The sequence below is a fragment of the Nonomuraea sp. B5E05 genome (assembly GCF_039880665.1).
Classification (GTDB): Bacteria; Actinomycetota; Actinomycetes; order Streptosporangiales; family Streptosporangiaceae; genus Nonomuraea.
The window spans coordinates 95710-106277 of the sequence record NZ_JBDPMJ010000028.1; the positions used below are offsets into that span (position 1 = coordinate 95710).

The following is a 10568-nucleotide window of genomic DNA, read 5'->3' on the forward strand; positions in this document are numbered from 1 at the left end:
TCAGCGGGCCTCGGCCAGCAGCTTGCCCAGTCGGCTGACACCCTCGACGAGGTCGTCGTCGCCCAGCGCGTAGGACAACCGGAAATATCCCGGGGTGCCGAACGCCTCACCGGGCACCACCGCGACCTCGGCCTCCTCCAGGATCAGCTCGGCCAGCTCGCCGGACGACGCGGGCCTCTGGCCGCGCAACTCCCTGCCGAGCAGCTCCTTTACAGAGGGGTACGCGTAGAACGCCCCCTTTGGTTCCGGGCACAACACGCCCGGGATCTCGTTGAGCATCCGAACCATCGTCTGGCGGCGCCGGTCGAACGCCGCACGCATCTCCGTCACCGCGGACAGATCTCCCGAAACCGCGGCCAGCGCGGCCATCTGGGCGACGTTCGAGACGTTGGAGGTGGCGTGCGACTGCAGGTTGGTCGCCGCCTTGACCACGTCGGACGGGCCGATCAGCCAGCCCACGCGCCAGCCGGTCATCGCGTACGTCTTGGCCACGCCGTTGAGGATCACGACCTGGTCGCCCAGCTCGGGGACGGCCGTGGCGATGCTGGTGAACTCGGCGCCGCCGTACACGAGGTGCTCGTAGATCTCGTCGGTGACGACCCACAGCCCGTGCTCGGCGGCCCAGCGGCCGATCGCCACCGTCTCCTCGCGCGAGTGGACGGCGCCCGTCGGGTTGGACGGCGAGACGAACAGCAGCGCCTTCGTCCGCTCGGTGCGCGCCGCCTCGAGCTGCTCGACGCTCGCGAGATAGCCGGTGGACTCGTCGGTCACGACGCTGACCTGGGTGCCCCCGGCCAGCTTGATCGCCTCGGGGTAGGTCGTCCAGTAGGGGGCCACGACGAGGACCTCGTCACCGGGGTCGAGCAGCGTCGCGAACGCCTGATAGACGGCCTGCTTGCCGCCGTTGGTGACCAGCACCTGCGACGCCTCGGCCTGGTAGCCGGAGTCGCGCCGCGTCTTGTCGGCGATGGCCTGCTTGAGCTCGGGCAGCCCGCCGGCCGGCGTGTACTTGTGGAAGCGCGGGTCGCGGGCCGCCTCGATCGCCGCCTCGACGATGTAGCCGGGCGTCGGGAAATCGGGCTCGCCCGCACCGAAGCCGATGACGGGACGTCCGGCCGCCTTCATGGCCTTGGCCTTGGCGTCGACGGCCAGCGTGGCCGACTCGGAGATCGCGGAAATTCTCGCTGAGATGCGGGATCGAGTGGACATGCGTCCATGCTCCCACGGGGCACTTCGCAGGCCACACGCCCGCGTGACCTGGGCCATCAGGATCTGGTTCGACGTGGCAGGCATTCCCCCGTATGCTTTCGCGTGGTCCTTCCGCCGCATGTCGGCGAGCGGTTCGGTCCAGGCAGTGAGTCGATCAGGGTAGTCTGGTCGATGACATAGGGCACTGGCGCAATTGGTAGCGCACCGGTCTCCAAAACCGGCGGTTGGGGGTTCGAGTCCCTCGTGCCCTGCGAGTGCGGTCCGCGCAATAATGGGCGTGTAAGCGCGCCGCAAAACTGCGTTGGATACGACTGATTCAGGTGAGGACTGTGGCGATCGACACGCGCGGCGAGACCGCAGGCAAGCCGGGTGGCGAAAAGAAGACACGCACTTCACCTGCCCTTTTCTATCGGCAGGTCGTCAACGAGCTCCGTAAGGTCATCTGGCCGACACGCAAGGATCTCGTCACCTATACGACGGTCGTTCTGATATTCGTTCTGATCATGGTTGCGATCGTTTACGGGCTCGACAGCGGCCTGGGATGGCTGGTTCTGCGGATCTTCGGCGGAGCCTGACCGAGCCCCCGGCCGGTGTCGTCTGACGGAGTCGCCATTCGATACGAGAGCAAACGACAAGACGAAAGAGGAAGAGTCACCGTGTCCGAGTCTTCAGTTCCGGCCGAGGAGCCCCGCGGCGAGTGGGGCGACGAGCTGGAAGAGGCTGCCGAGGAGGCCGCCGAGTCGGCCGTCTCCGAGGCCGAGGTCGCGGAGAGCGACGAGGCAGCCGATGCCGAGGCTTCCGCCGTCGAGGACGATGCTGCTCTTCTTCCTGACGTCGATCCGGTCGAGGAGTTCAAGAGCTCCCTGCGCGGCCTGCCCGGCGAGTGGTACGTCATCCACTCCTACGCCGGCTACGAGAACCGCGTGAAGTCCAACATCGAGAGCCGCAACGTCTCGCTCAACATGGAGGACTACATCTACCAGGTCGAGGTGCCGACGCACACCGTCCAGGAGTTCAAGAGCGGCAAGAAGGTGCCGGTCAAGGAGCGCGTGCTGCCCGGCTACGTGCTGGTGCGCATGGAGCTGACCGACGAGTCCTGGGCCGCCGTCCGTAACACGCCCGGTGTGACCGGCTTCGTGGGCCTGTCCAACAAGCCCAGCCCGCTCAGCCTCGACGAGGTCGCCAAGCTGCTGGCGCCGGAGCCGACCGAGGAGAGCAAGAAGGCCGCGGCCAAGACGACCACGGGCCCGACCGTCGAGTTCGAGATCGGCGAGTCGGTCACGGTCATGGACGGCCCCTTCGCCACGCTGCCCGCCTCGGTGAGCGAGATCAGCCCCGAGTCGCAGAAGCTCAAGGTGCTCGTCTCGATCTTCGGCCGCGAGACTCCCGTCGAGCTCTCGTTCAACCAGGTCTCGAAGATCTAGGACGATCACCTACACTTAGACGTTCGGCTGGCCGCCCTGTCGCGAGGGGTGGCCTTCCGACATGTCAGGGCTGCATCCGCAGTCCGGCAAGCATCGCAATCAGGACCCGGAGAAGGACACATGCCTCCGAAGAAGAAAATCGCCGCACTCGTCAAGGTGCAACTGCCGGCCGGTCAGGCCACCCCGGCGCCGCCCGTGGGCACCGCCCTCGGTCCCCACGGCGTCAACATCATGGACTTCGTCAAGCAGTACAACGCTGCCACCGAGGCCCAGCGGGGCAACATCATCCCCGTTGAGATCACCATTTTCGAAGACCGCAGCTTCTCCTTCATCACGAAGACGCCGCCGGCGCCCGAGCTGATCAAGAAGGCTCTCGGTCTCGACAAGGGCAGCGCGGTCCCGCACCGTGACAAGGTCGGCAAGCTGAGCCGCGAGCAGCTGCGCAGCATCGCCGAGACCAAGATGCCCGACCTCAACGCCAACGACGTCGAGGCGGCCGAGAAGATCATCGCCGGCACCGCCCGGTCGATGGGCATCACGATCGCCGACTGACACCTTTTTCCCGTTCGTGGGAGGGCCCAGCGGGCCCGCAGACCACTCAGGAGTCACAAGACATGAAGCGCAGCAAGGCGTACAAAGACGCAGCCGCCAAGGTCGACAGCGACAAGCTCTACTCGCCCGCCGACGCCGCGAAGCTGGCCAAGGAGACGTCGCCCACCAAGTTCGAGGGCACCGTCGAGGTCGCACTGCGGCTGGGCGTCGACCCTCGTAAGGCCGACCAGATCGTGCGCGGCACGGTCAACCTCCCGCACGGCACCGGTAAGACCGCCCGGGTCCTGGTCTTCGCGACCGGTGACCGTGCCGAGGCAGCCCGCGAGGCGGGCGCCGACATCGTCGGCGCCGACGAGCTGATCGACGAGATCTCCAAGGGCAACCGGCTCAACGAGTTCGACGCCGTCGTGGCCACGCCCGACCTGATGGGCAAGGTCGGCCGCCTGGGCCGTGTGCTCGGCCCGCGTGGCCTCATGCCCAACCCCAAGACCGGCACCGTGACGCCCGACGTCGCCAAGGCCGTCACGGAGATCAAGGGCGGCAAGATCGAGTTCCGCACCGACCGGCAGGCCAATCTGCACTTCGTCATCGGCAAGACGTCGTTCGACGAGCGTCAGCTCATCGAAAACTACGCCGCCGCCCTTGACGAGGTGATGCGTCTCAAGCCGTCGGCGGCCAAGGGTCGCTACCTGAAGAAGGTCACCTTCTCCACGACGATGGGCCCCGGCGTTCCCGTCGACCCCAACGTCACCCGCGGCCTCACCGCCGACCTGGAGGCCTGACCTTCCGCATTTTCTCGCCGAAGAGCCTCGCCCTTGTTCAGGGCGGGGCTCTTTCGTTGTCGCCGCCGTCTCGGGTTTTCCCGAAGCTGCGAGGTTCGTGCGAGTTGCACCGTCGGGTTCGGGGCGGGGGCCGTCGAGGCGTGGGGTGCCGGGCGGCGGGGCACCACTTGTGAAGGAGATGTGTGAGGGCTGTGAGGGTTAACCCTGGGTTTTCCCTTATTTGTCCGGGGAAGGCGCCACGGCGGCGGAACTTAAACGTAAGGTCAAAACATGCTGAAGCGCATAAGTCTCTCCGCGGCCGGCGCCGCGCTCGTCGTGGCAGCGGTCGCCGGTTGTGGATCGAACGCCCAGCCCATCCAGGTCAACCTGGCCGCCTCGGAGGTCCTCTCGCAGGCCGCGCAGAAGACCGCGGAGGTGACCAGCTACACCGTCGACGCCGTCGTCAACGTGACGCATCCCCAGGAGGGGACCGGCAAGGTGCAGGGTCGCATGCTCTACCAGAGCAAGCCCCAGCTCGCCGTCGACCTCACCCTGGACACCGCCGACATGGGAGGCAGGAGTCTGCCGGGCGGCGCGCGCGCCGTGCTCCAGGGCGACACCGTCTACGTCAAGGTCGAGGCGCTCAACGACCTCGTGGGCGCCACCAAGCCGTGGATCAAGGTCCCGCTCAGCGGGATGGCCGACTCCAACCAGGTCAACCAGATGCTCACCCAGATCCAGCAGTTCGACCTGGGTAACATGACCAAGCTCATCACGGCCTCGCAGGACGTGAAGTCGGTCGGCAACGAGAGCGTCAACAGCGAGGACACCACCCACTACAGCGGCACCTTCCCGGTCGACGCGGCCGTCCAGCAGCTTCCCGCCGACAAGCAGGAGCACGCCAGGACGGGCCTGGCGGAGCTGAAGGACGTCAAGTTCGACATCTGGGTGGCCGCCGACGGCCTGCCGCGCAAGCTGACCCTGAACGGCTCGAAGGAGGGCGGCACGCTCGACGCCACCCTGTTCTTCAAGGGGTTCAACGAGCCGGTCGCCATCGAGGCGCCGCCCGCGGACCAGGTGGGTGAGCTGCCCAAGGGCAAGACCAGCTGAGAACGATTTGGAAACTCGGCGGCCAGCACGTAGTCTGGTCGTTGCCGAAGACCGCCGGTCGTCGTCAGGTGCCTCAAAGCCTGGCGACCGAAGGATCCACATCATGTGGACGGCCCGCGCAGGTGTGATACGAGTTTCCCACATGGTGTGATCCGTGTGCGTGAGCCCCGTGCGCCCTGCGCTCGGGGCTGTTCTCATGTCAGGGGCCTTCGCCGGTGGCACATCTGGAAGGAGGCCCATGGCGAGGGCGGATAAGGCGACAGCGGTTGCCGAGCTCAAGAACGAGTTCGAGGGCAGCGCTGCCGCCGTTCTGACCGAGTACCGCGGTCTCACCGTCGCCCAGCTCAAGGAGCTGCGCACCTCTCTCGGTGAGAATGCGAAGTTCGCCGTGGCGAAGAACACCCTGACCAAGATCGCGGCCGACGAGGCCGGTCTCGCGGGCCTCGACAGCCTGCTCACCGGTCCGACCGCGATCGCCTTCGTCAACGGCGACGTTGTCGAGGCGGCCAAGGGTCTGCGTGACTTCGCCAAGGCCAATCCCCTTCTGGTGATCAAGGGCGGCGTCCTTGACGGCAAGACGCTTGACGCCACCGAGATCACCAAGCTTGCCGACCTCGAGTCCCGCGAGGTCCTCCTCGCGAAGCTGGCCGGCGCCATGAAGGCGAAGCAGAGCGCTGCTGCCGCGATGTTCGCCGCGCTGCCGACCAACATGGCCCAGCTGGCCGACGCCCTGCGCGCGAAGCGCGAAGAGGCCGGCGAGTAACACGGGGGTTGCCGCAACTCCGCGGTCCCGTTCCTAGTTCTCAGCACGTCCTAACGTAAGGAAAGCATCATGGCGAAGCTCAGCACCGACGAGCTGCTCGACGCGTTCAAGGAGATGACCCTCCTCGAGCTGTCCGAGTTCGTGAAGCAGTTCGAAGAGGTCTTCGACGTCAAGGCCGCCGCGCCCGTCGCGGTCGCCGCCGCCCCCGCCGCCGGTGGCGCCGGCGCCGAGGCCCCCGCTGCCGAGGAGCAGGACGAGTTCGACGTCGTCCTCGAGGCCGCCGGTGACAAGAAGATCCAGGTCATCAAGGAGATCCGCGCCCTGACGTCCCTGGGCCTCAAGGAGGCCAAGGACCTGGTCGACGGCGCTCCCAAGCCCGTGTTCGACGGCAAGGTCAACAAGGAGCAGGCGGAGAAGGCCAAGGCTGCCCTCGAGGGTGCCGGCGCCACCGTCACCGTGAAGTAACTTTCCCCCTTCACGCTTGCTCTTCGGAAAGAGGCGGCTGCACCCTGGTGCCGGGTGCGTCCGCCTCTTTTCGCGTTCGCGGGGGTGCCCCCGCCGACCGGACCCGCGTGACGGCGCCGGTGTCCATGTAGTCCCTGGTGTGGACGATCTCCCCGCCCACGTCGACGACGGCGTCCTGCTCCACCACCACGACCTCCGGGTCGTCGGTACGCCGCAGGGCACGCCGGCGCACCTCTCGCACCGCGAAGGGCATCCGGTCCCACATGCCGCGGTAGCCCGTACGAACCTCCTCGCGTCCCCTGAACGGCGGCAGCCCGCCGAACGGGAACTCGTACGGACCGGTCTCCGCGTAGAGGACGGCCAGCTCGTCCGGGGACTTGTGCAGCATGTGCTACCCCGGGCCGAGAGGCGGCGCAGGACCGAAGGGCGGATCCTCGACGCGGCCAGGGCGTTGTTCGCCGAAGTCGGCTACGAGCGCGCCACGATCAGGGCCATAGCCAGGTCGGCCGAGGTCGACCCCGCCCTCGTGATGCAATATTTCGGCAGCAAGCAGGAGCTCTTCCAGCAGTCGGTGCGCGTGGCGGCGGCCTCCGACACGGATGAGGGCGCGGAGGACGTGGTCGAGCGGCTGCTCGGCGCTCTCGGCGTGAAGCTGGGCGAGATGCCGCAGGGCTCGCTGGCCATGATGCGGTCGATGCTCACGCACCCCGAGGCCGCCGCGTCGGCGCGGCAGGTGCTGGGCGCGCAGATCGACCGGCTCGCGGAGTCCATACCCGGCGAGGACGCGCGGCTGCGCGCCGCGCTGATCACGACGGTCATGGTCGGCGTGACCGTGGGCAACCAGCTGCTCGAGCTCGACGAGCTGCGCGGGGTGCCGCCGGAGGAGATCGCCCGGCTGCTCCGTCCCAGCTTGCGCGCGCTTACTGGACCCGACGTCTCATAACCGGCCCGTAACAAGTTGCCGGATCGGGTTCACATCAGGCGGATCGCCGTTACCGTGGGGCCACATCCCCCGGAATGCCGAGGTGGCCAGTGGGCGTCGAAGTCGTGGTCGACGGGTTGACCAAGTCGTTCGGCCGGCAGGTCATCTGGGAGGACGTCTCCCTCACCCTCCCGCCCGGCGAGATCTCCGTGCTGCTCGGCCCCTCGGGCACCGGCAAGTCGGTCTTCCTCAAGTCCCTCGTCGGCCTGCTCAGGCCCGACCGCGGCCACATCTGGATCGACGGCTACGACCTGGCCCGCTGCGACGAGGGCAGGCTCTACGAGCTGCGCAGGCTGTTCGGCGTGTTGTTCCAGGACGGCGCCCTGTTCGGCTCGCTCAGCCTCTACGACAACATCGCCTTCCCGCTGCGCGAGCACACGAGGAAGTCCGAGAGCCAGATCCGCGCGGTCGTGATGGAGAAGATGGAGCTCGTCGGGCTGCTCGGCGCCGAGTCGAAGCTGCCGGGGGAGATCTCCGGCGGCATGCGCAAGCGGGCGGGGCTGGCCAGGGCGCTGGTGCTGGACCCTGAGATCATCCTGTTCGACGAACCCGACTCCGGCCTCGACCCCGTGCGCACCGCGTACCTCAACCAGCTCATCGTCGATCTCAACGCCGAGATCGAGGCGACGTTCCTGATCGTGACCCACGACATCAACACCGCCCGCACGGTCCCCGACAACATCGGCCTGCTCTTCAGGCGCGAGCTGGTCATGTTCGGCCCGCGCGAGATGTTGTTGTCGAGCGACGAGCCGGTGGTGCGCCAGTTCCTCAACGCCAGGAAGCACGGGCCGATCGGCATGTCCGAGGAGAAGGACGTCTCGGAGCTGGAGGCCGAGGCGCTGCTGGGGCACGACCCCGGCGCGCTGCCCCCGATCCCGCCGCAGCTTATGCCGAGCGACAACTCGATCCGCCACAGCCAGCGGCCGCCCGGCACGTGGCTGGCGGCCAACGGCGTGATCCCGCCGCAGGGCTCGTTCGTGGACGAGCGCGGCCGCAACTGGCTGGAGGAGTATCCACGCCTGGTCAACTCCCACCTCCACGGCGCCAGATAGCGCACAGGCGGCGGGGCGACCACTCGACAGGCGATGTGCGTCGCCGATGCCTCAGCGGGGCTCTCAGGCCCGGCCAGGGGCATTCACGGGTTTTCGGCTGACTCGTTATGAGCTGGTGAAATGCCGCCTCGGTTGGTTGAGGGGCCCCACGCGCGCGTGCCGGGTTATGATCCCGGCGACCGGCCGTGGAAGGGGTGAGCGTGTCGTGGCAGGGCTCGCGGTTCGGCCCGCTCGCATCCTCATCGCGGCACTCGGCGGGGTGCTGGTGGCGCTCATGGGCACGGGCGTGTGGCTCGCCGCGCAAACGCGCGACGAGCAGGCCAGGGCGGACGACAAGCAGGCCGCGCTCGAGGCGGCGAGCACCCACGCGATCGACTTGATCTCGCTCGGCCACCGCACCGTCGACGACGACATGAAGCGCATCCTCGACACCTCCACCGGACCGGCAAGGGCCGAATACGAGGCCGACGCCGGCAAGCTCCGGTCGACCACCGTCGCGAACAAGGTCGTCCAGCACGGCGTCCTGCGCGCGGCCGGGCTGGTTTCGATGACGGGAGCCGTCGCGAAGGTGCTGGTCGTGGCCGACGTGGAGATCCGCTGGGACGGCTCGGACAACCCGCCGCAGGAGCGGTACTACCGGTGGTCGATGGACGTCACCAGGACCGGCGGCACCTGGCTGGTGTCGAAGGTGGTGCAGGTCACATGAGGATCTTCACGATCGCGCTGCTCGGCTTCCTCGTGGCCGTGGCGGGGGTGCTGGTCCCGGTGATGTGGCTCGACCTGCGCTCCCTGCGCGCCGCAGACGAGGCCGCGGCGGAGGCGCTGTCCGCCGCCAAGAGGGTGGCGCCTGACCTGCTCTCGTACGACTACCGGACGGTGGAGAAGGATCTGGCGCGCGCGAAGGAGCACACCACGGGGGAACTGACCACCTACTACGGGCAGCTGGCAACGAGCCTGGCGTCCAGGGCGAAGGCCCAGAGGATCATCCAGACCGTGTCCGTGGCGGGGGCCGGCGTCGAGCGGGCAGAACCCGACCGGGTGGAGGTTCTGCTCGTCGTGAACACGGGTACGGTCAAGGAGGTTTCCGGCAAGGACGGGCCCCAGCAAGGGTTCACTCAGAACCGGGCAAGGTTGGTGATGGTTCGGCAAGAGTCCCGATGGCTGGTGGCCGATCTGTCGACCCTGCTCGGGACCGCCTGACGCTCCGGCGCGCCGCGTCCGTCAATTGTTATCAAAAAAGAGGTTTAGGGCGGTCAATGCCAGGGGTACCTCAGTCACAGCTACACCGGTTGCCGGCATGGGTTCGGCCCTCGGTGTGACAGAGCGTTAACCGCCCCCGTTCGCGGGTATCGTCTTGGGCCTGGCGGTAGGCGATCGGTCACACAGGGGAGAAAACCCTGCGTCCGGGCCCCTAGTCGGCTAAAAGTCGCGCTTGTGGGCTTGACGTATCCGCCTGAACGGGCGATGCTGCGACCAACGTGGAGCATGCAGCGAGAGTGAAGTGGACAGGCGTGTGCCGTTCGGCTACACTGCCCCTTTGCGCTGCCCTTTGACGACCCGTGATGCTTGCTCACGTTGCGAGGTTGTCTGGCGTGCGTGTAGTCAGTCCGCCGCGAGCCCTCGGAAGGACATCTGTTGGCAGCCTCGCGCAACGCCTCCGCCGTACCCGCTGGTCCCCGTCGCGTGTCATTTTCGCGCATCCAGGAGCCTCTCGAAGTTCCTGACCTTCTCGCTCTGCAGACCGAGTCGTTCGACTGGCTGCTCGGCAACGAGAAGTGGAAGGCCCGGGTAGAGGCGGCTCGCCAGGCCGGGCGCAGGGACGTCCCGACCCAGTCGGGTCTCGAAGAGATCTTCGAAGAGATCAGTCCGATCGAGGACTTCTCGGGGACCATGTCCTTGTCGTTCCGCGACCACCGGTTCGAGCCGCCGAAGTACTCCGTAGACGAGTGCAAAGACAAGGACATGACCTTCTCCGCCCCGATGTTCGTGACGGCGGAGTTCATCAATAACACCACCGGTGAGATCAAGAGCCAGACGGTGTTCATGGGCGACTTCCCGCTCATGACGCCGAAGGGCACGTTCATCATCAACGGCACCGAGCGTGTCGTGGTCTCGCAGCTGGTCCGTTCGCCCGGCGTCTACTTCGAACGTAACGTCGACAAGACGTCCGACAAGGATCTGTACGGCTGCAAGGTCATCCCGTCCCGGGGTGCCTGGCTGGAGTTCGAGATCGACAAGCGCGACAGCGTC

The 10568-nt window shown here is 67.2% G+C and carries 13 protein-coding genes, 1 tRNA gene and 1 pseudogene; 13 read left to right on the forward strand and 2 right to left on the reverse strand.

The window, feature by feature from the left end:
• Complete coding sequence (locus ABGB01_RS37475) at positions 1-1209, reverse strand: pyridoxal phosphate-dependent aminotransferase (protein ID WP_347778315.1); 1209 nt, start codon at positions 1207-1209, stop codon at positions 1-3.
• A 178-nt stretch (positions 1210-1387) separates the two neighbouring features.
• Between ABGB01_RS37475 and ABGB01_RS37480 the strand changes: the two genes are divergently transcribed.
• From ABGB01_RS37480 to rplL, 8 genes are all read left to right on the forward strand, one after another.
• Positions 1388-1460, forward strand: a tRNA-Trp gene (locus ABGB01_RS37480).
• Positions 1461-1538: 78 nt separating this feature from the next.
• Positions 1539-1784: a preprotein translocase subunit SecE gene (gene secE / locus ABGB01_RS37485; RefSeq protein ID WP_347778317.1), complete on the forward strand. Its 246-nt coding sequence runs from the start codon at positions 1539-1541 to the stop codon at positions 1782-1784.
• Between the two features lie 81 nt (positions 1785-1865).
• Positions 1866-2633, forward strand: a complete 768-nt coding sequence (nusG, locus tag ABGB01_RS37490; protein ID WP_347778319.1) for a transcription termination/antitermination protein NusG — start codon at positions 1866-1868, stop codon at positions 2631-2633.
• A 120-nt stretch (positions 2634-2753) separates the two neighbouring features.
• Positions 2754-3185, forward strand: coding sequence for a 50S ribosomal protein L11 (gene rplK, locus ABGB01_RS37495; RefSeq protein ID WP_132335276.1), 432 nt, complete (start codon positions 2754-2756; stop codon positions 3183-3185).
• Positions 3186-3247: 62 nt separating this feature from the next.
• Positions 3248-3967, forward strand: a complete 720-nt coding sequence (gene rplA, locus ABGB01_RS37500; protein ID WP_347778321.1) for a 50S ribosomal protein L1 — start codon at positions 3248-3250, stop codon at positions 3965-3967.
• Between the two features lie 270 nt (positions 3968-4237).
• Positions 4238-5056, forward strand: a complete 819-nt coding sequence (locus ABGB01_RS37505) for an LppX_LprAFG lipoprotein (RefSeq protein ID WP_347778323.1) — start codon at positions 4238-4240, stop codon at positions 5054-5056.
• Between the two features lie 238 nt (positions 5057-5294).
• Positions 5295-5819 carry a 50S ribosomal protein L10 gene (rplJ, locus tag ABGB01_RS37510; protein ID WP_132518409.1) on the forward strand — a complete coding sequence of 175 codons (525 nt, stop codon included), beginning with the start codon at positions 5295-5297 and terminating at the stop codon, positions 5817-5819.
• Between the two features lie 69 nt (positions 5820-5888).
• On the forward strand, positions 5889-6284 hold the full coding sequence (gene rplL / locus ABGB01_RS37515) for a 50S ribosomal protein L7/L12 (RefSeq protein WP_132518411.1): 396 nt from the start codon (positions 5889-5891) through the stop codon (positions 6282-6284).
• 10 nt (positions 6285-6294) lie between these two features.
• Here rplL and ABGB01_RS37520 read toward each other — a convergent pair whose 3' ends face one another.
• The gene (locus tag ABGB01_RS37520) at positions 6295-6672 is read right to left on the reverse strand and encodes a hypothetical protein (protein ID WP_347778324.1); all 378 of its coding nucleotides are present in this window, start codon (positions 6670-6672) and stop codon (positions 6295-6297) included.
• Here ABGB01_RS37520 and ABGB01_RS37525 point away from each other — a divergent pair.
• From ABGB01_RS37525 to ABGB01_RS37545, 5 genes and pseudogenes are all read left to right on the forward strand, one after another.
• Positions 6664-7227, forward strand: a complete 564-nt coding sequence (locus tag ABGB01_RS37525) for a TetR family transcriptional regulator (RefSeq protein WP_347778325.1) — start codon at positions 6664-6666, stop codon at positions 7225-7227. The two genes, ABGB01_RS37520 and ABGB01_RS37525, sit on opposite strands and share 9 nt — an antisense overlap.
• Positions 7228-7316: 89 nt before the next feature.
• The gene (locus tag ABGB01_RS37530) at positions 7317-8318 is read left to right on the forward strand and encodes an ABC transporter ATP-binding protein (protein ID WP_347616797.1); all 1002 of its coding nucleotides are present in this window, start codon (positions 7317-7319) and stop codon (positions 8316-8318) included.
• A 205-nt stretch (positions 8319-8523) separates the two neighbouring features.
• Positions 8524-9024 carry a hypothetical protein gene (locus ABGB01_RS37535; protein WP_347778326.1) on the forward strand — a complete coding sequence of 167 codons (501 nt, stop codon included), beginning with the start codon at positions 8524-8526 and terminating at the stop codon, positions 9022-9024.
• The gene (locus tag ABGB01_RS37540; RefSeq protein WP_347778327.1) at positions 9021-9518 is read left to right on the forward strand and encodes a hypothetical protein; all 498 of its coding nucleotides are present in this window, start codon (positions 9021-9023) and stop codon (positions 9516-9518) included. The genes ABGB01_RS37535 and ABGB01_RS37540 overlap by 4 nt, the downstream gene beginning before the upstream one ends.
• Before the next feature lie 435 nt (positions 9519-9953).
• Positions 9954-10568: pseudogene (locus ABGB01_RS37545) on the forward strand (DNA-directed RNA polymerase subunit beta); the annotation flags it as partial.

Coding starts and splice junctions, on each gene's coding strand:
- ABGB01_RS37475 (WP_347778315.1), bottom strand. CDS start 1,209: ATGTCCACTCGATCCCGCATCTCAGCGAGAATTTCCGCGATCTCCGAG.
- ABGB01_RS37540 (WP_347778327.1), top strand. CDS start 9,021: ATGAGGATCTTCACGATCGCGCTGCTCGGCTTCCTCGTGGCCGTGGCG.
- rplK (WP_132335276.1), top strand. CDS start 2,754: ATGCCTCCGAAGAAGAAAATCGCCGCACTCGTCAAGGTGCAACTGCCG.
- rplL (WP_132518411.1), top strand. CDS start 5,889: ATGGCGAAGCTCAGCACCGACGAGCTGCTCGACGCGTTCAAGGAGATG.
- rplJ (WP_132518409.1), top strand. CDS start 5,295: ATGGCGAGGGCGGATAAGGCGACAGCGGTTGCCGAGCTCAAGAACGAG.
- ABGB01_RS37520 (WP_347778324.1), bottom strand. CDS start 6,672: ATGCTGCACAAGTCCCCGGACGAGCTGGCCGTCCTCTACGCGGAGACC.
- rplA (WP_347778321.1), top strand. CDS start 3,248: ATGAAGCGCAGCAAGGCGTACAAAGACGCAGCCGCCAAGGTCGACAGC.
- ABGB01_RS37505 (WP_347778323.1), top strand. CDS start 4,238: ATGCTGAAGCGCATAAGTCTCTCCGCGGCCGGCGCCGCGCTCGTCGTG.